The 21,909-nt window shown below is 45.5% G+C and carries 17 protein-coding genes; 15 read left to right on the top strand and 2 right to left on the bottom strand.

Annotated features, from left to right (window positions below):
- Positions 1 to 55 precede the first annotated feature (55 nt).
- The 6 genes from H6995_11725 to H6995_11700 all read left to right on the top strand — a co-directional run bounded on the left by H6995_11725 (position 56) and on the right by H6995_11700 (position 7,423).
- Entirely contained in the window at positions 56 to 1,825 is a 1,770-nt protein-coding gene (locus H6995_11725) for a 4Fe-4S binding protein (protein ID MCP5215665.1), read from the top strand.
- Positions 1,826 to 1,974: 149 nt separating this feature from the next.
- Complete coding sequence (locus H6995_11720) at positions 1,975 to 3,723, top strand: c-type cytochrome (protein MCP5215664.1); 1,749 nt, start codon at positions 1,975 to 1,977, stop codon at positions 3,721 to 3,723.
- Positions 3,724 to 3,952: 229 nt separating this feature from the next.
- On the top strand, positions 3,953 to 5,470 hold the full coding sequence (locus H6995_11715; GenBank protein MCP5215663.1) for a fumarate hydratase: 1,518 nt from the start codon (positions 3,953 to 3,955) through the stop codon (positions 5,468 to 5,470).
- A 27-nt stretch (positions 5,471 to 5,497) separates the two neighbouring features.
- On the top strand, positions 5,498 to 5,893 hold the full coding sequence (locus H6995_11710; GenBank protein MCP5215662.1) for a hypothetical protein: 396 nt from the start codon (positions 5,498 to 5,500) through the stop codon (positions 5,891 to 5,893).
- Positions 5,894 to 5,947: 54 nt separating this feature from the next.
- Positions 5,948 to 6,301: a RidA family protein gene (locus tag H6995_11705; GenBank protein ID MCP5215661.1), complete on the top strand. Its 354-nt coding sequence runs from the start codon at positions 5,948 to 5,950 to the stop codon at positions 6,299 to 6,301.
- A 123-nt stretch (positions 6,302 to 6,424) separates the two neighbouring features.
- Positions 6,425 to 7,423: a serine/threonine protein kinase gene (locus H6995_11700; protein MCP5215660.1), complete on the top strand. Its 999-nt coding sequence runs from the start codon at positions 6,425 to 6,427 to the stop codon at positions 7,421 to 7,423.
- A 130-nt stretch (positions 7,424 to 7,553) separates the two neighbouring features.
- On the opposite strand, the gene H6995_11695 is transcribed toward H6995_11700, so the two are convergent.
- On the bottom strand, positions 7,554 to 9,629 hold the full coding sequence (locus H6995_11695) for a TonB-dependent receptor (GenBank protein MCP5215659.1): 2,076 nt from the start codon (positions 9,627 to 9,629) through the stop codon (positions 7,554 to 7,556).
- Positions 9,630 to 9,834: 205 nt separating this feature from the next.
- Between H6995_11695 and H6995_11690 the strand changes: the two genes are divergently transcribed.
- The 5 genes from H6995_11690 to H6995_11670 all read left to right on the top strand — a co-directional run bounded on the left by H6995_11690 (position 9,835) and on the right by H6995_11670 (position 14,260).
- Positions 9,835 to 10,191 carry a 4a-hydroxytetrahydrobiopterin dehydratase gene (locus tag H6995_11690; GenBank protein MCP5215658.1) on the top strand — a complete coding sequence of 119 codons (357 nt, stop codon included), beginning with the start codon at positions 9,835 to 9,837 and terminating at the stop codon, positions 10,189 to 10,191.
- A gap of 95 nt (positions 10,192 to 10,286) precedes the next feature.
- Positions 10,287 to 11,105, top strand: coding sequence for a ParA family protein (locus H6995_11685; GenBank protein MCP5215657.1), 819 nt, complete (start codon positions 10,287 to 10,289; stop codon positions 11,103 to 11,105).
- A 14-nt stretch (positions 11,106 to 11,119) separates the two neighbouring features.
- Positions 11,120 to 11,476 carry a YqcC family protein gene (locus H6995_11680; protein ID MCP5215656.1) on the top strand — a complete coding sequence of 119 codons (357 nt, stop codon included), beginning with the start codon at positions 11,120 to 11,122 and terminating at the stop codon, positions 11,474 to 11,476.
- 73 nt (positions 11,477 to 11,549) lie between these two features.
- Positions 11,550 to 12,773, top strand: a complete 1,224-nt coding sequence (locus H6995_11675) for a GGDEF domain-containing protein (protein MCP5215655.1) — start codon at positions 11,550 to 11,552, stop codon at positions 12,771 to 12,773.
- A 188-nt stretch (positions 12,774 to 12,961) separates the two neighbouring features.
- The gene (locus H6995_11670; GenBank protein ID MCP5215654.1) at positions 12,962 to 14,260 is read left to right on the top strand and encodes a PilT/PilU family type 4a pilus ATPase; all 1,299 of its coding nucleotides are present in this window, start codon (positions 12,962 to 12,964) and stop codon (positions 14,258 to 14,260) included.
- 48 nt (positions 14,261 to 14,308) lie between these two features.
- Here the strand turns inward: H6995_11670 and H6995_11665 are convergent, their stop codons facing one another.
- Positions 14,309 to 15,244, bottom strand: a complete 936-nt coding sequence (locus H6995_11665) for a DUF3014 domain-containing protein (protein ID MCP5215653.1) — start codon at positions 15,242 to 15,244, stop codon at positions 14,309 to 14,311.
- Positions 15,245 to 15,653: 409 nt separating this feature from the next.
- On the opposite strand from H6995_11665, the gene H6995_11660 reads away from it, so the two are divergent.
- From H6995_11660 to H6995_11645, 4 genes are all read left to right on the top strand, one after another.
- Positions 15,654 to 18,518, top strand: coding sequence for an SEL1-like repeat protein (locus tag H6995_11660; GenBank protein ID MCP5215652.1), 2,865 nt, complete (start codon positions 15,654 to 15,656; stop codon positions 18,516 to 18,518).
- A gap of 392 nt (positions 18,519 to 18,910) precedes the next feature.
- Positions 18,911 to 19,582 (top strand): hypothetical protein, encoded by a 672-nt coding sequence (locus H6995_11655; protein ID MCP5215651.1) that lies wholly within the window; start codon positions 18,911 to 18,913, stop codon positions 19,580 to 19,582.
- Positions 19,583 to 20,155: 573 nt separating this feature from the next.
- Positions 20,156 to 20,833, top strand: a complete 678-nt coding sequence (locus tag H6995_11650) for a hypothetical protein (protein MCP5215650.1) — start codon at positions 20,156 to 20,158, stop codon at positions 20,831 to 20,833.
- A 244-nt stretch (positions 20,834 to 21,077) separates the two neighbouring features.
- Positions 21,078 to 21,905, top strand: coding sequence for a hypothetical protein (locus tag H6995_11645; protein ID MCP5215649.1), 828 nt, complete (start codon positions 21,078 to 21,080; stop codon positions 21,903 to 21,905).
- Positions 21,906 to 21,909: the final 4 nt, after the last annotated feature.

The following is a 21,909-nucleotide window of genomic DNA, read 5'->3' as shown; positions in this document are numbered from 1 at the left end:
TCACCTAGCCTATAATTCAGCTTGTTCGTTTCCTGGCGGAGTTTATCTTAACTAAATGCAATTGCAATCTTGTGTCTATAGGGTTAGATTTTTCTATCAATTGTTAATGCTGTTGATCTACGCATTGTTGTCTTTGTCCGCGCAGGCAATAGGGATATATGATGTTTCGCTGAAACAAGCGCAGCAGGTGTTTAGTGGTATCACTCAGATTGGCGATATTGACAAGGAAATATGGGCACGTCCGGCTTTTTCTAATGGCCAGCTCGTCGGGTACCTTTTTCTTAGCAATGAGATAGCCCCCATACCCGCTTATTCGGGAAAGCCTGTTGCTGTGCTGATTGGGTTGACTTTGGATGCACGAATTGTTGGCATAGACATCCTTGCTCACGAAGAGCCTATTCTGGTGATTGGTGTAACGGATAGGGATTTAGCGAATTACACGCAACAATATCAGCAACAGTTTGCCTTCGATAAGGTGAAAGTCAGCGCATATAATCGTGAAGGGTACATTGGCATAGACGGCATTTCCGGAGCCACTATCACCGCAATGGTGTTAAACCGCTCAATTATGCGGTCAGCACAAAGAGTTAGCAGTTTTTATGGTTTGCCTTTGGTTGTCCCAGAAGAAAGCAGGTTATCGCCGTCTGATCCAAGTAGTGCGACCGAAACAAAAGCCCTTGTGCCAGCTCAAATAGTGCAAAGGGTATTACCAAAGGAATCTCCCGCCACCAAACAAGAAATGACGGCGGTAACATTACGTACTGAGACTGTTGACCCGCCCACTGCGGTAGCACCGTCTTCCCAGGTTGAAACAGCTGTCTCAAATGAGGCTCAAAATCCGCCATTGCAGATACAAAATAATGGCCGCGTTGGCAAGGATTATGTTGAAGAGCATTGGTTTGATCTGGAGCAGGTTTGGCTTGATAAAGGGTTTGAGCTAAGTGTTATTTTGTTTGCTTTAGGTGTGCTGGTGTTCATCCTGTTTTTTCAGGATTGGCTGGTGATGCGAACCCGGTTGTTTCGGCGGATACGACTCGTATACCTGATATTTACCGTATTTTTTATCGGCTATTACTGCATGGCGCAACTGTCTATTATGAACGTGTTGGCGTTTATTCAGTTGCTAGTGAATGAGTTCACCTGGGAAACGTTGATGATTGATCCCTTGATTTTTGTGCTATGGGGGTTTGTCGCGGTGAGTATTATTTTGTGGGGGCGTGGCGTTTATTGTGGTTGGTTATGTCCTTTTGGCGCGATGCAGGAATTGATTCATAAACTGGGGAAAAAGATTGGGCTGAAATCCTATGAATTTCCGAAAATGGTGCATGAAAGGTTGTGGGCAATAAAATATATCGTACTTATTGTGTTGGTTGGCGTATCGTTGGAATCCCTTTCTACAGCGGCGGTAATCGCTGAAGTCGAACCCTTTAAAACCACGTTGGCATTAAGGTTTCAGCGTGAGTGGTGGTTTGTACTTTACGCAGTTGCCTTGCTGCTTATCTCAGCCTTTAATAGTAAATTTTTCTGTAAATACCTTTGTCCTTTGGGTGCTGGCCTGAGTTTCGCTACCAGGTTTCGCGTGTTTGATTGGCTCCGTCGGCGCAAAGAGTGTGGCCGACCTTGTCAAACCTGCGCCTCTTTATGTCAAATATCCGCGATTAAGCATACTGGAGAAATAATAGATACTGAGTGTCATTATTGTCTAGAGTGTCAGGTTGACTATTGGGATGATCGGCTCTGTCCGCCACTGATGGAAAAACGAAAAAAACGAGAGCGACGTTCAAAAATACCTGTGCAGAAAATAGCTGCTCAACAGTTGGAGTAACTGCGCCTTTAGTAAGGCTTTTTGTTAATCTCGCCAGATAACCTGCACTTAATTGATATGCGTCAATGACTTGAAGGCGGTGAACTCTTAACCTTCTCGGCGCAGCAAGATAAACAATTCAATGGTAGGGGTTTAATAGGAGTTTAATAATGAATAAGCGGTTCAAATTACAAATGATAACAGCTGCTATTTTTAGTGTGGGCGCACTGTTATCGGCTTCCACTATCAGCGCAGCCGAGGATAAGGCCGGTGCAAAAGTGGATCACCCAAACGTTATAGATTCCGAATTGCGCTATCAGGGAGCGCCAGTGCCGGGGCAGGACGTAAAAATGCATATTACACCAGGAGCCCCGCCGCTGACTGAGGCTGAGTTTGAATATGCGTCTCAGGTGTTTTTTGAGCGCTGTGCCGGTTGTCACGGGGTGCTGCGCAAAGGAGCGACCGGTAAGCCATTAACACCGGATATTACGCAACAGCGCGGTACTGAATATTTGAAAGCGCTGATTTCCTACGGTACACCAGCGGGGATGCCTAATTGGAATACTTCTGGTGTTTTGACTGAAGACGGGATAGATATAATGGCGCGTTTCTTACAGCATGAGCCGCCGACTCCTCCCGAGTGGGGTATGAAGGAAATGAAAAATTCCTGGAAGATTTATACCCCGGTTGAACAGCGACCGACCAAGAAGTTGAATAAGTACAATATTGATAATATTTTCGCCGTCACATTGCGTGATAGCGGTGAAGTCGCCTTGATCGATGGCGATAGCAAGGAAATTATCAATATCATTAAAACCGGCTATGCGGTGCATATTTCCAGACCTTCGCATTCGGGCCGTTATCTTTACACTATTGGACGTGATGCCAAAATTGATTTGATTGACCTTTATATGGATCCGCCGCAACGTGTGGCAGAAATCAAGATCGGTCTCGAAGCGCGTTCCGTGGAAACCTCTAAATACAAGGGTTATGAAGACAAGCTGGCGATTGCTGGTGCTTACTGGCCGCCTCAGTATGTCTTTATGGACGGCCCGACACTAGAACCGAAAAAAATCATGTCAACACGAGGCATGACGGTGGATACGCAGGAATATCACCCTGAACCTCGCGTTGCTGCAATTGTGGCGTCGCATGAACACCCTGAATTCATCGTCAACGTTAAGGAAACCGGTAAAGTCCTCTTGGTTAATTACAGTGATCTCAATGCACTGAGTGTGACTACGCTTGAAGCTGCGCGCTTTTTGCATGATGGCGGCTGGGACTCTACCCATCGTTATTTCATGACGGCTGCTAACAAGTCCAATAAAATTGCGGTGATTGATTCCAAAGATCGAGAAGTTGAAGCTTTGGTTGATACCAAAGAAATCCCACACCCTGGGCGTGGTGCCAACTTTGTTGACCCGAAATTCGGGCCAGTTTGGGCGACGAGTGCTTTGGGAAATGCTGACGTGACGTTAATCGGTACCGATCCCAAGCGTAACAAAAAGAATGCTTGGAAAGTTGTGCGTACGCTTCAAGGTCAAGGTGGTGGTTCACTCTTCGTCAAAACCCATCCCAAATCAAAGAATCTTTGGGTAGATACAACACTGAACCCGGATCCTAAGATTAGTCAGTCTATTGCGGTATACGACATTAATAATCTAGAAGCCGGATTTACGGCACTACCGATCGGCGAATGGGCTGGTATAGGTGAAGGTCCTAAGCGTGTGGTTCAGCCGGAATATAACCAAGCGGGAGATGAAGTTTGGTTCTCCGTCTGGAGTGGCAAAGACCAACAGTCTGCTATTGTCGTAGTAGATGATAAGACTCGCCAGTTGAAGAAGGTGATTAAAGATAAGCGACTGATCACACCAACAGGCAAATTCAATATTACTAACACAAGACAGGATATCTACTAGTCTGAGTGATAGTTAAATTGAGGGGGCGGGCTACCGAAAGGAGCCCGCCTTTTTTTTACATAGACATTAAGGAATTAATCAGAAGGTTCCTTAGCTATTATCAGTGTGCAATTTACACCGCTCAACTTCATTAATGATGTAAAATAGCCTAGCTTTTGCGGGTTACTTTGGTTGAAAACCCGTGAATAGATCAATTAATCCGCAGTAAATGTAAGGAGCCCGATTTCCGATGACCCTGATTCGCCAAGACGATCTGATCGACAGCGTTGCCGATGCGCTGCAATACATATCCTATTACCACCCCTTGGATTTTATTCAAGCGGTTCACCAAGCCTACCTTCGGGAAGAGTCTCAGGCCGCCAAAGATGCCATGGCGCAAATACTGATTAATTCGCGTATGTGCGCTGAGGGCAAACGCCCGATTTGTCAGGATACGGGCATTGTCTGTGTGTTCATGAAAATAGGCATGGATGTGCAGTGGGAAAACGGCATGAGTGTGGCGGATATGGTAAACGAAGGGGTACGTCGCGCCTATATGAATCCGGATAATGTGTTGCGCGCCTCGATTTTATCGGATCCGGCCGGTGCGCGTAAAAATACCAAAGACAATACCCCTGCCGTTATTCACTATGAGCTGGTGCCCGGTAATAAAGTGGACGTACAAATTGCGGCTAAGGGCGGTGGTTCGGAAAATAAATCGAAAATGGTCATGCTCAACCCCAGTGATAGCATTCTTGATTGGGTGGTAAAAACGGTGCCGACTATGGGTGCCGGTTGGTGCCCCCCGGGTATGCTCGGTATTGGTATCGGTGGTACGGCTGAGAAAGCAGCATTGCTAGCCAAAGAATCTCTGATGGATCCAATCGATATTCATGAGTTACGAGCACGTGGTCCGCAAAATCGTGTCGAAGAATTGCGTCTCGAAATTATGGATGCGGTGAACAATTTAGGTATTGGCGCACAGGGCTTAGGTGGGCTGACGACTGTGCTTGATGTAAAAATAAAGGATTACCCAACCCATGCAGCCTCATTGCCGCTGGTAATGATTCCTAACTGTGCGGCTACTCGGCACGCGCACTTTAAGTTGGATGGCTCTGGTCCCGCCCTGCAAGCAGCGCCGAATCTGGCGCAGTGGCCTGATGTATCATGGGACGTTGGGGACCAGGCACGTCGAGTCAACATGAATGGTCTAACCCAGGCAGATATACGTGATTGGAAATGCGGTGAAACGGTATTGCTTTCGGGCAAAATGCTCACTGGCCGTGACGCCGCACATAAGCGTATGGTGGAAATGATGAACAATGGTGAAGCGCTGCCTGTTGATTTGAACAATCGGTTTATTTATTACGTTGGCCCGGTTGATCCAGTACGTGATGAAGTAGTGGGTCCCGCTGGCCCGACCACCGCGACGCGGATGGATAAATTTACCGAAACCATGCTCGCGAAAACCGGCTTGATCGGCATGATAGGTAAAGCGGAGCGCGGCCCGGTAGCGACAGAATCGATTAAGAATCATAAAGCGGTTTATTTGATGGCGGTAGGTGGTGCGGCCTATTTAGTGTCAAAGGCCATTAAGAACGCCCAGGTTGTCGCTTTCCCAGAACTCGGTATGGAAGCGATTTATGAGTTTGACGTGGTTGATATGCCGGTGACCGTGGCGGTGGATTCTAATGGAGAGTCTGTGCACCAAACAGGGCCGCGACATTGGCAAAAGATCATTGAGCAACGCGCGCTTGAAGTGAATTGACAGCAAGGCTTTTATCGGGGGTAAAGCATGCCGGATAAGTTCATTGGCGAAGTCGTCGAGCTGCATCAGTTTTTTGAGCGTTGGTTAACGGGTGCGATGGAGCAAACTCAATCGGTATTTGCTCGGCTCAATGGAGCTCTTGCTGAGGGCTTTCGGATGATCGAGCCCAGTGGTAAAGACTTGAATCGAGCAGAATTATTGGACGCGTTTTGGCATGCGCATGGGGTGCAGCCTGAGCCGTTCATAATCGAAATTAGGCATCCCAAGGCCCTACTCATTGGCGCAGCGACAGCGCTGGTGACCTACGAAGAATGGCAAACTGGGGCGGATACTACAGCGCGTATTAGTAGCGCTTTGATCTGTGAAACGGAGCAAGGCTTTGAGTGGCAGCATGTACACGAGACTTGGTTGGCGTCTGAATAGCGCTGATCATTTAATTGAGGCGGAGTGTCTCATCACGGTTATAAAAGGTTAAAAATGAGTATTGAGAGAGTTGAAACCGGGCAACGTATGAGCCGCATAGTTATCCATAATCATACGGTCTATCTATGCGGTCAGGTGGCAGCGGACGCTAATGCTGACATTCAGCAACAGACACGGACCATGTTGGATAAGGTGGATACGTTGCTGGAAAGGGCAGGCAGTGATCGAGAACATCTGTTATCGGCAACAATTTATATTCGTGACATGAAGGATTTCGCTGCGATGAATGAGGTGTGGGATGCCTGGGTTCCAGAGGGATATGCACCGGCTCGAGCCTGCGTTGAAGCACGTATGGCGCGGCCAGAAATATTAGTTGAAATCTCAGTAGTTGCGGCCCTTAAGAACTGATAAAAAAGCAACGCTGAAGACTCTGAAAGAGGAAGAAGATAACGAACTTCTTCCTCTTTTTTATTGGTGGTATCGAAAACGGCGCTTGGTTACAATCCACGGATTACCTCAAGGTTTAAAAAAATGACTGTTATTCCAGAAGAGTCCGAACATCCCTTCGCCAAGCTGAAACCAGATTTTGTCATGGATGCCATTGAAAGCGTTGGTTACCTCTGTGATGGACGTATGTTCCCACTTAACAGTTATGAAAACCGTGTCTATCAGATTGGCATTGAAGCGGAACAGCCGTTAATTGCCAAATTCTATCGTCCGGAGCGTTGGAGTCGTGAGCAAATTCTCGAAGAACACCAGTTTTGTTTTGAGCTAATGGAGCAGGAGTTGCCGGTGGTTGCGCCGTTGCGGCACGATAATGGCGAAAGTCTGCTTGAATACCAAGGCTTTTATCTCGCATTATTCCCGCGTAAGGGTGGGCATGCGCCGGAGTTTGATAATCTGGATACATTATTGATACTGGGCCGTTTACTGGGGCGCATTCATGCGGTAGGAGCCCGCTACCCTTTTCGGTATCGACCTACGCTAGATAGCCAGAGTTATGGTCATGAGAGCGTCGAACTGATTAGTCGACAGTTTATCCCCGCTGAATTAAAAACCGCCTACGATACCCTGGCTCAGGATTTATTGCAGTTGGTGGATGTCGTCATTGCATCTACACAGGACATAAAACAGATTCGGGTACATGGTGATTGTCATGCCGGAAATATTCTCTGGCGTGATGATAACCCTCATTTTGTGGACTTTGATGACGCTCGTATGGCACCAGCGATACAGGACATTTGGATGTTATTGTCCGGTGACCGGGCGCGACGAACAGCGCAATTATCAGAGGTAGTCGAAGGTTATAATGAATTTTACGATTTCCACCCTCGCGAGCTACATTTGGTGGAGGCGCTCAGAACCTTGCGTATGATGCATTACAGCGCCTGGTTGGCGAAACGTTGGACAGATCCGGCGTTTCCGATGAATTTTCCCTGGTTTAATACGGTGCGTTATTGGAGCGAACATATTTTGGAGTTACGCGAACAGTTTGCAGCGTTGCAGGAACCAGTGTTGGAGGTTCGCTAGCGGGGGGCGGCTCACAGATTGGTGCCCCTCACTTCAACCTTTCCCAGAGAAAACCTATGAGGCTTTCCCCCGCAAATGGGAAGGGCTGAAGCGGAGGCTTCCAGCTGACTTTTTATCTCGGTATCTTCATCTACCAGGTTAGTTTCGCTTCGACAAACAGATTTCTCCCGGCTCCGTATAAACGCTCACCCACAGGAATATCGCTGGTGTTGTTACGGTTATAGCCAGCGAGGTGGTCGCGGTAGGATTTGTCGAAGATGTTCTCAATACCAACTCCGATTTCAATATTTTGTGAGAGTTGATAATTAGCATCCAGATTCACTAAGCCATAACCAGCGGTTTCTTCTTCGTTATTGAAAGCGGAAACATCGGACTGTTTGGCATAGATAACGGATTCTATTTGTAGACCGAACTGTTCGCGTTCATAACTCAGCGCCAAGCGATGATTCAGGGGTGCGACACGATAGAGATCATCACCCGCATCACTGCGTTTACCGCGCACGTAACTCAAAACACCATCAAGGCGCCATTGCTCATTGAGTCGATAACCCCAGGCGGCGTCAAAACCATACATTTCAGCATCTATATTATTAAATTGCAGCGCTGAGCTGCCACTCATCATGGTGCTGAGCATATTGGCGACCATGTCGTTACTGGGTGTGCCCTGAATATAATCCTTGATGTCGCGATAAAAAAATTCAGGTGTAAAATAGGCCGTTTCGGTTTGCCAAGCTAAACCGATATTGAGTTCGTAAGAAGTCTCACTGTCCAGGTCTAAATTACCAATATAGTTACGTCCGTCGGCAAGTCCGCCTGCTGAGGCCAGAGGCAACCAAAGAAAGCGTTCTTGGTAAGAGGGCGCGCGGGATTTGCGGGCTGCGCCGATATGACCGATTAGGTTATCGCTGAGTGGTTTCGATAATTTGAAGACCAGATCGACATTGCCATATTGTTCTTCCCGGTCGGCGTTGTTGAAGCGGTTTTGCAAGGTAACGGCATTCATCGCCATCATGCCCATCATGCCGGATACGGAAGTGGCGTCGCTGTCCATATCAATCAGGTTATAGCGGATACCGCTTTCCAGTTGCCAAGCGCCTAAGTCAGTTTGCCACTGCGCAAACAGACCGTAGCTGTTGCGCTCAGATTGATTAAAATTTTCGATTAGAAACATGCCACTATTTGGGTTGGAAATATTGGCGTCATGCAGGGTTTCATTGGCGTCAAAGCCGAGTTTGAGTTCGCCTTGATTGGTTGGAATAGTGGCTTTTGCGCCATAGGCCCAGTTGCGTCCAATCGCATAGGTGGCCCGAAATTGTGTAGGTGAGGCGGGGTTACGCATCTCATAGTTGGTCATGCCGTGGTCAACGTGACCATAGGCAACATAAGCATCTACAGTGATGTCGTTAATTTGTGTGCTGATATTCATGCCTGCGAGATCGCTCTCGATATAGAGGATATCCATTGGTAAAGCGGGGGTTCCGGTATCCTCAGTATCTAATCGACCGACAAAAAGCTCCAGCTCGGTATCGCCATAACGATAACCATAACTAAGATCGTAACGTTCGCGTTGATATTCGCTGCCGCCGATCTCATTACTATTACCAGTCTCAGTGTCATCGCCTTCATCATAACCGGCTAAGAGTGAAAACTTATGACTACGGTTGGTAAACTGGCTGACCAAGGCATGGTTGACACCATCGCTGCCACTGTTATAGCGGGTAAAAAGCCCCCCACTGAAGGAGAAGTCGTCAGAATGACTAAACTCACCGCGGTTAAGATTGGCGGTGATATGGCCACCCAAGGTTTCCTGGCCAGAGGCAACCGAAACAATGCCACGACTGACGATAATATTTTCTAACAGGAGCGGCGGGGTGTAGGAAAGGGGGGAATCCATGGCATTGGGCCCACCGGTAAGTACAGGGCTTTGATCCATGTGGATGTTGACGCGATCACCATGTAGCCCGCGGTATTGCGCGACCCCAGTAATCGCGCCATTGCTATTCACGTTGGCCCCCGGAATGGTTGGCAGTAATTTGGCGCTGTCGGTGGCGGAATGATCCTTGGTTGAAATAGTGGTGCTTTTATCGAGCTGTACTAAAGCGCCACGAACCACTATCTCGTCAACATAATCACTGTGGTCAGCGGCTGCGGTTTGAATATAAATGGTGCTAATCAAGCAGAAACTAAGGGGTGATAGTTTTGGCACAAATTTTCTCCAGGCAGTTAGTCTTGGTGCTTACGACGATGACTTTCACGGGAATTGGACTGACGTGAATGGAGGTTCGAAACAACACCGCTTGTAATGGGCGCTTATTTTACGCTAGTGTGGTTGTCACGAGGATGCGACAAATTGTCGCACCAGTGTGCATAATCCAAAAGAATACTATGTACTTGAATGATTGAGGTGAGAGATGCCAAAACTTGCTGAATCTAAGTGTGAGGCTTGCCGTTTAGGCGCGGAGCCTGTTACTACAACCGAAGAGCGGGAGTTGCTTGAGGCTATACCAAACTGGTCTGTGATCCAGGATGGGAGCCCATCAAGATTACAGCGTGCGTTCAGGTTTACCAACTTTCTTAAAGCGCTAGAATTTAGCTGTCGCGTGGGTGAAATTGCCGAAGCGGAAGATCATCATCCTAGTCTGTTAACGGAGTGGGGTCGAGTGACAGTGACTTGGTGGACCCACAAGATCAAAGGGTTACACAAAAATGACTTTATTATGGCGGCGAAAACGGATCAGCTATATGAGCGGTTTGTTGACGATCACTAAAATAACTCTTTTGTCAGCTCAATCATTGCTTTAATTAGGGTCGTATATCCATTAGAATATCTTCAAATTCCGCAATGCAAAATAGAGGGTGCAACATGCGTCGAGTGGTTTTTAATCAAAAAGGCGGCGTCGGCAAATCAAGTATCACTGCAAACTTAGCTGCCATTAGCGCCAGCCAGGGTGTTAAAACGCTGGTTGTGGATTTGGATACCCAGGCAAATTCCACTAAGTATCTGTTGGGCAAGCCTGCGACCGAATTAGAGAATACGGCAGCGGATTTATTCCAGCAAACGGTAGCTTTCAATTTGTTCGATAAAGAACCCTTTGATTTCGTCCATGAAACGCCTTATTCCAACCTTTTTATTATGCCTTCCAGCCCAGAGCTTGAGCATTTAGAGAGTAAACTGGAATCACGCTATAAAATCTATAAGCTGAAAGAAGCTTTGGAAGAGCTTGAGCAGGATTTTGACCAGATTTTTATTGATACGCCACCAGCTCTCAATTTTTATACGCGCTCTGCATTAATCGCTGCGCAACGCTGCATTGTGCCTTTTGATTGTGATGACTTTTCTCGCCAGGCGCTCTATACCCTACTTGGAGCGATCAAGGAAATTCGAGAGGACCATAACTCGGAATTAGTAGTTGAAGGCATCGTGGCGAACCAGTTTCAGCCCAGAGCAAGACTACCGCAGCAACTCCTGGCCGAACTGACGGCGGAAGGGTTACCGCTCTTTACGACTCGTTTATCCGCTTCCGTTAAAATGCGCGAGTCGCATCAGCAGTCCAAACCACTTATTCATATGGCGGCGTCACATAAACTCACTCTGCAATTTGTTGATTTGCTGAAGGAAATCAACGCTAAAAAGGTAGTAAAGAAATCAGTAAAGGCTAAATCCAAAGCCAAAAACGTCTGAACCTAATCCTCCGCATGTCTTATTCGGGTAAAAGTGGCGGTAGCCTGGACCAGTATTCCTGTTTGGCAGATATTATTCTCGAACTGGAAAAGGAACTGCGTGATTTGGGGCTGTGGGAATCTGAAGCGCCCTCTGAGGAATCCCTAGCCAGCCAAGCGCCTTTTTGCGTCGATACGCTTAATTTTACGCAGTGGTTACAATTTGTCTTTACCGAACGCATCAAGTGGATTATTGAGAGCGAGGCGCCATTGCCCACCAGTAGTGGTCTGGTTCCCATGGCGGAAGAGTATTTCGTTGTCGCGGCTTCGACATCACAAGGAATTATTAAAATACTCCGGGAATTCGATGACTTAATTGCCCGAACTTCTTAGCCTGCCTAGCAACCTCCTGAATTCAAGCTAGACTTAATTCTAGCCAAATCCAAGAATTTAGGTGTCTGTTATCTTGTCTGTCACTTCTTTGAAATCAAATTTTTATTATATTGTCCCCTACGGGGTTGCACTGGCGGTTTACCTCATTGCTTCGGTGGTTGAGTCGGCGATCACCAAGTACCAGCTAATATTTAACTATATCCCCTATCTGCTACTGGCTTTCGTTGCTCTCTTGAGCCTTCACTTTAATCGAGGTCGTGTGCTATTAGCCGCAGTTGTTCTGGCTACGACCTGTTGGGGCATGCAATCCTCAAGTTTGCGTAGCAACCAAGCCCAGCTTGTAGTGCTATTAGCTGCCTTTGTACCCGCTAATTTGTTGCTTATCTCAATCATCAGAGAACGTGGCGTTTTCACCCTGCTCAATTATTTGTTGGTGATTATCTTCGGTATGGAAGCAATGGCTGCCCTTTGGTTATGTCATCACTTGGATTACCCATTTTGGCATTATCTTCGGAGTGACCTAATCGCCATAGAGAGAATACCGGGAATTAAGCTCACGCAACCGGGGATGGCCTGCATATTAGTGGCTGCTTTGTTATTGTCGTTTATCTGGTATCTCAGAAGATTGCCACTCAATAACGCCCTGTTGGCAATACTCTTAGCTGTCAGCCTTTTGCTGAACAGCTATGATTCATTGAGCATGTGTATCCTGATGTTCAGTAGCGCTGGCGTTATTTTATTGGTGAGTCTACTGCAGGATTCTTACCACATGGCCTATCGCGATGAGCTAACAGGACTAATGGGGAGGAGGGCATTAAATGAGAGGTTACAGAAATTGGGGCATCGTTATGTCATTGCCATGCTGGATGTGGATCGCTTTAAGAAATTTAACGACACCTATGGTCATGATGTCGGAGACCAGGTGTTAAAAATGGTCGCAACCCATTTAACCAAAGCGACGGGCGGTTGTCGGCCCTATCGCTATGGAGGCGAGGAGTTTGCATTAGTCTTTCCACGAAAAAAAATCCCTCAGGTTAAACCGCATTTGGAAGCACTAAGAGAGTCAATAGCGGACTATGAAATGAGCATTCGTAGTGCTCAGCGACCCAAAGAAAAAAAAGAAGGAATGAAACAACGCTCCCAAAAGACTCAAAAGACCCGAGCCAAGGTTACTGTCAGCATTGGTGTAGCGCAGCGTAACGATGTACTAAGATCTCCTGAGCTTGTCATCAAAGCTGCCGATGAAAAGCTCTATGAAGCGAAACGTAAGGGCCGTAATAAAGTTATTTGCGGCTAGCGGGTCAGTCATCAGAGCAGATCCAAAAATTTGGCAGAAAGCTGGAAGAATTTGAGGAGGTTGAGGTAGCAGATTGGGTGTCTGCGTCTATACTGGATAAAGTAATTCTATTCAAAATTGATTGGCGGCAAGTATCATTTTGTCATTACCGCCAACTATCCATATGAGTGATTTTGTAGGAAGTTGACATGCAGGAATTAAAAAACCTTCTCAGAGTTCTGGTTGAGCGTGATGGATCCGACCTTTATTTAAGTACTGGCGCACCGCCGAGCATTAAATGTCTAGGAGAACTCATCGCACTAACTAATGATGCGATGCCGGTAGATAAGGTACGACAGATTGCCTATGGAATAATGAACGAAGAGCAGATAAATGATTTCGAAAGAAAACCGGAAATGAATCTTGCTATTTCAGAGGAAAACCTAGGGCGATTCCGCGTTAATATATTTAAACAGCGAAATGAAGTTTCTATGGTGATCCGTGCAATTAAAACCGAAATACCTAATTTTAGTGAGCTAGGTTTACCGCCAATATTACCGCAGCTTGTTATGAAAAAGCACGGGTTGGTGTTATTTGTAGGCGGCACGGGATCCGGTAAATCGACTTCATTGGCGTCTTTGATCGATTATAGAAACAGCAATAGCGCTGGCCACATTATTACGATCGAGGACCCTGTAGAATTTGTACATCGGCACAAGAAAAGTATTGTTAACCAGCGTGAAGTAGGCGTTGATACCGACTGCTATGAGGATGCGCTACAGAATACTTTACGGCAGGCTCCCGATGTTATTCTCATCGGCGAAATTCGCAGCCGCGAAACTATGGAGCACGCTTTGGCTTTTGCTGAGACCGGTCACCTATGTTTATCGACCTTGCATGCGAATAACGCCAACCAGGCACTTGATCGTATTATTAACTTTTTCCCAGAGGAGCGGCACAACCAGCTCTTTTTAGATCTTTCGTTGAATTTGCGGGGTATAGTTTCGCAACGTCTGATCCCGACTTTAGATGCGAAACGAACTGTTGCCATAGAAATCCTACTGGGAACACCTCGTGTGCGTGACCTGATTAAAAAAGGTGAGGTGGATGCGCTGAAAGAAGTGATGGAAAAATCGAGAGAACAAGGCATGAAGAGCTTTGATCAGGCGCTATATCAGCTCTACAAGGAAGGTAAGATTAGTATGGAAGAAGCGCTGCGTAATGCGGACTCTGCGAACAATATTCGACTCAAAATTACGCTGGATGAGAAAAAGAGAGGTGGGGAGGCGATAAAACCCAAAACAGCTAGTGAAGAAATGGTGCGATCACAGAATGAACAAGCTGAAAAGAATCTATTAGCGCAAGTGGGTTCGACTAAGAATGTCAAAGATGATTTACGAAAGCTAAAAGAGTTATCACGACAAAAGGTCGAACATCAGCCAGCACCACAGGCCGCGCCTACTGTAGCGAAAAATAGCTTTTCGCTACAGCCATTGGATGAAAAATAGCTGTCATTTATGGTGATTTGTTTGCGAAAGCACCAATGGTGGAGAGGCTTAACCAGATAGGGCTTCTTTTACTTCCTCGAGCTTTCTAAAGATAATTAGCATATTGCGTGGGCCCATTCGAATAAGCTGTTTATGTGCGCTAGGGAGTGATTCCAGCGTTGGGTCAGCAAACTTATATATTACGGATGTGCGTGGTACCAGTTCAATTCGGTCGTGTATTATTGGCGCCGCCAGCAGACTATCTATGGCATTTAGCATAGTGCCGTGAAATTTGCGGTCATCTGAATATCCTAGCTCTTTGTAAGCCTCTTCAAATAGCGGAAAGTAACGCCAGTAGAGATTTACCATATCTTCAGTCTTGAGCGAATCAAAAATATCGGCGTAGATGTTGTAACGTTCGTAGCTTTGCGGATCGAGATAGTGTTTTTCCGACTCGTCAATTAAGCCTTTGAAAGTTTTAGCGGGTTGAGGAATGGAGATGTACTTGCTGACAATTTTTCCTTCCGCGATATTGTCAATAACGGCGACAAACTTGCGTACCACTTCATCAGTATAAAGCCATATGTACCATTCTAGCAGGGGAGATAGGGTTGATAATCCGTCGAGTACTTCATCATCGCTATGGTCCAGCTTAGGTAGTGTCCCTGTCGCCACCTGTGGCTGAGTAGGACGAGCCTTCGGTTTTGGCTTACTTTCAGAGTCACTAATTTTTGACTCCAGTATGCTCAAATTGGGGTCTAATGCAGGTATTCTGGATAAAGAGTCGTCGGGAAGCTTCTCCAGTGGGTCAGAAATCACGGGTCGATTATTAACGTGCTCATCAGGGTCGGTACGGTCGGGCTCCCAAGCGAATATAAAATAAATGACGGTGAGCAGTGGTATCAGGGTAATGATGGCGCCTACTAACCATTGCGTACCAACGCGCGCCTGTAATAATCTATTTTCATTTCCCGTAGCCATAGGTTCGTTTGTCTCAGTTTGCATTGATTTTGCTCGCTTTGATTTGACTAATATGTGGCGGTTGTTCATCCATCTATACCTTGTCCATATCCTATGGCCTTATTTAAGAATTCCTCTACGACCCTGGTCGCTGGTTGTAATTGATAAAGAATAATAGCAAAGAATAACTAACTGTGTATTGGTATGTTGATAATCAAAGACACTATTTTATGGGTTCTATCGTCATGTCGTCGCGCAATTTTAAGTTTGTTCTGCAAGAGCGAATGAAACCCAAGGGTATTGCGTCCTGAGCAAGCATTTGTCATTGCTTCGCTGGCAATAAACGAGTTTAGTGCATAAACTAACTCATCATTGGTTGGTATCAAACAGTAGATCTATGACAGCCCTATGATCGCGTATGTGACTTAAGGGCAAGCCCAAGGAATTATCAAATATGCTGAGTGTACGCAAAGCCATCGCTATTCTGTGTTTCATGTTAATCACGCCCTACCTCTGTGCGGGGGTGTTGGAGGATGGTCGTAAAGCTTATCTGACAGAAAACTATAAGAAAGCCATGAAGCTATTGCTGCCACTGGCTGAAGAGGGTAATGCTAAGGCCCAGGAAATGGTCGCAATAATGTACGACTATGGTAATGGCGTGAATAAAGATGCCGCAATGGCCATGAGTTGGTATGAGAAGTCGGCGGAGCAAGGAAACGTTTCTTTGCAGCATGATTTGGGTATTCGCTATTTCAAAGGTGACCGGGTAAATCAGGACTATAAAAAAGCGGCTCATTGGTGGCAGTTAGCGGCTGAATCGGGAGTGGCGGAATCGCAATATAATTTGGGGTTGATGTACGCTCAGGGGCTGGGTGTTGATAAAGATGAGGTGGCAGCCGTTAAATGGTATGAAAAGGCGGTTGGTAATGATCATGCCAGCGCCCAGTATAGCCTAGGCATAGCGTACGCATTTGGTCAGGGCGTAGCGGTAGATTATGAAAAAGCACTGACCTTTTTTAGCATGGCGGCAAAAAAAGGAATCGCCCAAGCGCAATACAACTTAGGCGTACTGTACGAAAATGGCAGAGGGACAGAGATAGATTTTAATCAGGCCAAGTATTGGTATGAGAAGGCGGCGGGTCAAGGCATTGCTCAAGCCAAACAAAAATTGGCGAGTGTGACCAATATAGAAGTGACAAAAAAGTCGAATGTGTTAGCAGGTTTTAAAGCAGAATCAGGTGATAAAATTTCACAAAAACAGTCAGTTGCGGCTGTTCCAACGGGTAGCTCTGCTGAGTTAGTCAAACAATTAAGCTCGCAGCTGCAGGAAGAGAGAAAGAAAGTCGCTTCATTATCAACGGAAGTCACAAATAACTTGTTAGAGATTGAACGACTTAGCAATCAAATCCAATCTAAATCAAAGAGTGGCGATGGGCTGGACCAGAAAATAACGTCAATGAGCCAGCAGTTGGAAAAGTCTCGTCTCCAAGTTGCTGATTTGCAAAAACAGTTGAAATCGCAACAGAATGAGGAGCGGGAGCTCAACGAACTGCTTAAATCGGTAAACGCTGAGAAGCAAAATGTTGATCTAGCGCTTAGCGCAAACCAACAGGAATCGGAGCGACTTAAAGCTGAAATCGATAGCTTGAAAAATGTTGTCCAGAGAAGTTCGGCTATAGAGAAAGAACAGCAAAGATTAGAGAAAAAATACAGCAAGGTGCTGTCTGAAAAAGAAAATTTAGAACAGGAGTTGCGAAGTGCTAAAGCGAATGTCACGGATATGCAGTCGTTGTTGGCCGCCAATGAAAAATTAAAAAAAGAGCTTGAGGAAGTCGAAAAGTTAAGGCAGTTAGCGACGGAGCAGCAGCAGAATAAAGGTCAACTAGATCAACAAGTCGCCCTGCTCAACAAACAGCTAAATGAATCCCGTCATCAAATTTCAGAATTGACCTCGCAGCTCAATGCGCGTCGTAATGAAGAGCGTGAGTTACGTGCGCTGGTAGATACTATTAGTGCTGATAAAGAGCGCGTTGAACTCGCTTTGGCCGCTAATTTGAAGAGTTCGGGTGAGTTGAAATCCGAGATTGACCAGCTTAAGGATGTTGCTCATGCGAACCAAGAGACAAATCAGGAACGAGCGCAGCTGGAAAACCAGTTTCAGCAGTTGTTAGCGGACAAACAAAGGTTAGAAAGAGAATTCAAAGATGCTGAAACCAATATCGCGAGTCTACAAAATATGCTCAAGGCTCGAGATAGCGGTGAAAGTAAATTGGGAGAGCTCGTCGAAGCGGTAAATTTGGAGAAGGAAAAAATCCAAAAAGAGTTGCTTGCTCGAGATATGGAAAGCCAACAGCTTCGTGAGGAGATTAAACAGCTTAAATCGAGAGTTAATCAATCATCTGAAGTGGCCGCCCAGCAATCGAGTTTGGAGCAGAAATTGTTAGCGGCTAATAAAGGTAAAGACCAGCTTGTCCATCAGTTAGAATCGGCGTTGTCGAGTGTCGCCCGGCTTGAAGCAACCATAGAAAAAATTGATCAGCAAAATAACCTCGCGCAAAGTCAGCGTGATGAATTGAATAAGCGCTATGAAGAGGCGGTGACTATGGCTGAGTCGCAAGCCGCAGCACTGGCGAGTTTGCAAACAGAAAAGCAAGAAATTTTAGCTGAGTTAAAGAGTATCACTGAGCAAAAAATACAATCGGAAAACATGTCCAAAAGGTTATTGGCGGAAGCTAACGAAAAATCTACCCGAATCGAGAACATAGCTGCTCAAAATCAAGCTTCTCAGCATAAACAGGCAGAGCTTGAAAATAATGTGGCGGCTTTATCTGTTGAGTTAGATACGGCTAAACAAACGATAGCGAAATTGCAGTCACAACTTACCAGCAATAACAGTGCGCTGCCGATCATACAGGCAAATCCACAGGTAAGGGTTTCAAGGTATAGCTCGTTTGCAGGCAAGAGTAACTGGGGGCAAAATCGTGAAATATTTACCAAAATAAATGGTGAAAGCTGGATCAAAAAACAGGAGCCAGGACATTACTTTTTACACTTGATCGTGTTGCCATCGAAGAAATTCGTCAACAAGTTTTTTGATATGTATCCTTTGCAGGAAGCGGAAAAGGCATATTTCGTGAGTCGTAAGGGTGATAAAGAAGTGTATAACATTATTTATGGTGTCTACGAAGATCGAAGTGCTGCTCTGCGCGGCCTTGATAGCCTTCCAGAAGGTATCCGCAAAAAAGAACCCATGATCAGAAACTATGACAGTATTCAACGTTATGTCGCTGCTACAAATTCCGGAGCAGCAAATAATTAGGTTGCTATCAGCATTTTTGTACTAAACTCAGAAGAGTGTCGTCGCTAAAAAATACAATGGGCGAAAGCCCTATTGCTGGCTGTAATAGACATTATTTCCGGGTGGTTCTCATATGAATATTTTTTGGTGAAATTTAACTGAGTATCGTACAAATGCACCGGCCCTTTATCTCATCAATCTGTCAGGAAATTTTCCAATTACTCCTTTTTTAAATTTAAGGTACTACGCTACTTTTAGTGAGAAGTGCTTTATAAATGATAAGAAACAATGAGTTAAACATATTTATTTTTAATATCATTTTGTGGTGTGATTTTTGCAGCACTTAATAAAATCAAAATCAATTTTTGTTACCTCTCAGGGCAATATGATAGTGAATAAGAAAGTGAGGGCGAGTGAAACAGCATAGCGCAATGGCTTTAGTCGTAGCGTTTGTTTGTGCATGGCAATTTGCAAGCGCCGGCACTAACGATACGGCAAGAATTAACGCCTCCATTATCCCTATGATTCAAATTGGTGGGTCTTCTGCGCCAGGGGATCCTGACGACCCAACAAATGGTAATCAGGTTGCGCAGGGAAATAATCTCGGTGGTGTTATTGCTGGGATAGCTTATGGACAGTCCTATACTGCGCTAGACAGTGGGGCTAACAATTCATTTGTCGCCACGGGAAGTTGGTTGATTCACTCCAATACCCAAGTCAATAAATTTGCTTGTTCCGGTACAGATTTGTACAAAGGCGCAGTTAATCCGGCTATTCAAGGGGATTATAATACCCAGCCCATAGCGCTTGATTTTGCGCGCGGAGCTATTTTGAGCGCGAGCCTTTCGAATGATTTAAGTGGCCGTGAGGGTTTCTCTGAGTTTACGGGCGATGCGGTGCCCGATTCATCTAACCCCAACTGGGTTTTCAAAAAGTCAGCTTTCGTTAGTTTTCATGGTGCACAGCAGCAGGTCACGCAGTGGGTTAACTGCAAGTTAACCTGGACTAATCATGACCTCGAAAAGTCTCAGGGTGTTTACGTCGGTTACATGCGAATTTACGCTATGAATGGCGATCACTTTTAGTCATAGTCCTTGCTTTTATCTTTTTAGGGCTGCATAAAACTCTGTATTCACAGAGCCTCAAGATCTAAACTCCCTCGGCACTAATCCTATCCCCCTGGTCTTTTAAACGGCCGAGATATGTTTACTTGTCTTGTCTATTGTTTTCAGAGCATGCATTCCCTTGTCCTAATTTCATCTAGGGGGCTTTTCGTTGCTCAGGCAGTAATAGTGGATGGGCTTAGTATTTACCAATTTTTTCAGTCGCAAATCATTTTTATTTATCAGTATGGTGCGGCATCAAATAATGACGGAAATATGGAGTTATTCTTATGCGGGTTGTTTGGGATTGGCATGTCAGGTAATTTTACAACGACTGTTTAAAGAGCTCCTATGAAATTACTGCTAACGTTGGCATTCATCGCTAATACATTGTTAAATAAGGATAATATGATTTTTTATTGAAGTTGGCCCAGCTTTTGCTTCATTAGGAACTGAGGGCATTGTTTGGGTTGATCCTTTTTGTAAAACAAGAAATTCCAAAATGAATCAGTCCGCCTCAATTTAATCGAAATGGAAAAATTAGGAGAAATTCAAATGAGAAAACTTACCTTGATCGCTGCAGCCGTTGCTATGGCTGCTAGCTTTACAACCGAAGTAAATGCAGGTGCTAACGATACTGCTAAAATCAACGCTGTAGTCCCTCCTTCCATCACTATCGGTGGTGGTTCTACTGGTGGTGGTACTGCCCCTTCTGGAAGCCAAAGCGATGCGGCGAATGATCCAGGCAGCAACACTAACGGTGGAACTTTAGGCGGAATCGCTTATGGCCAAACTTATGGTGCTTATCGCTCTGCTGATGGCAGCGCTTTCTGGGCAACTGGTCATTGGCTGATTCACTCTAACGTTCAGGTTAACAAATTCGCCTGTGCCGGAACTGATCTGTACAAAGGTGGTGTTAACCCAGCGGTAGCTGGCGATTTCAACACATTGCCGATCCCACTGGATACAGCTGCTCCAGGAACTATCACTGCTAGCCTGTCTCAGGATCAAAGTGGTGGTGGCGGTTCTGCAGCATACTCTGGTGTGTTGCTACAGGACGGTAACTGGGAATTCAAACAAACCAATTTTGTTACTTTCCACGCCGGAACCCAAGAGCCTACTCAGTGGGTAAGCTGTAAGCTGCATTGGACCAACACGGATCCAGAAAAAGCTCAAGGCGATTACATGGGCTTTATGCGTGTTTATGCAATGTACGGTGGTAATGGTGCATAAACCACAAACTACTAGTTAAATAGTAGTGCGTGAACCTGCGGAGTCCAATGTTAATTGAAAAGGGCATTGGACTCCTTTTTCACGTTTAGTGAGCAGGTCGGACGGAGGTTGGCCGCCCAAATTTAATTATAGTATAGATTTGCGTTTTTAAACGCGCCTCTCGGTTTAATTGAGCTATCCTTAGGGGCAGCAGTAAAGTAGTTAACCATGAAAATACTAATTTTAAAATTTGGACGGATTTAATATGATTTTTACTTCACATTTCCCAACGATAACCTTGAGTTTACGCGCTATCGTTCTGGGAACATTATTTTTATTGTTGCCACAGTTATCCCTGGCGGGCATTTCTTTGACCCCATCATTTGTTAGCGTAAAGATGGATTCTGGTAAAAGAAGAGTGTCTGGAAAGTTTGAAATTGCTAATACGGGCGATACAGAAGAGCGTTACCGTGTTAAAGCTAATCATTTTGTCTTCCACGAAGATGGTTCTTTTTCTGTGATGAAGCCTGATGCAAATTCTCTGGCATCTTGGATAAAATTTAATCCAAAAGAATTTGCCTTGGCGCCGAATAGTAAGCGTACAGTGCGTTACACCATCATTCCAAGAGTAAAGGCAGAAAATGGTCATTATTGGGGAGTTATGGAGCTAGAGTCGCTTGTGCCAGTAGCGCATACTCAAAAGCTTGACGAAACAAATCTTACTATCAACTTTGCGCAATCCATTTTAGTTCCTATGTACGCCGCTGTTGGCGAGCTTAGTTATAAAGGCGAGATAGAGAACGTGAAATTAGAAAAAGGCGATGTTGATGGGCAGCAATTATTAAAAATTGTAATTGCCAATCTTAGTAATGGCGCTTTGTTTCTTTCAGGCAAATACAAGCTAACATCCAAAAGTGGCGAGACTGTGCATGAGGATAAGCTGTCAGGTGGCGTAATCTTGCCGGAAATGAAGCGTGAGTACTTAACTAAATTGAGCCCCGAAATAGAGCCCGGACAATATGCGATGCATATTGAGTATTTCGCACCCGATCTAAAGGAAAAACTAACTAAAGAACTTACCTTTAATCGTTAAAACG

Source organism: Pseudomonadales bacterium (genome assembly GCA_024234615.1).
GTDB lineage: Bacteria > Pseudomonadota > Gammaproteobacteria > Pseudomonadales > IMCC2047 > JAJFKB01.
Note: the sequence above shows the minus strand (reverse complement) of the source record. Positions and strands in the feature narration are given on the sequence as shown.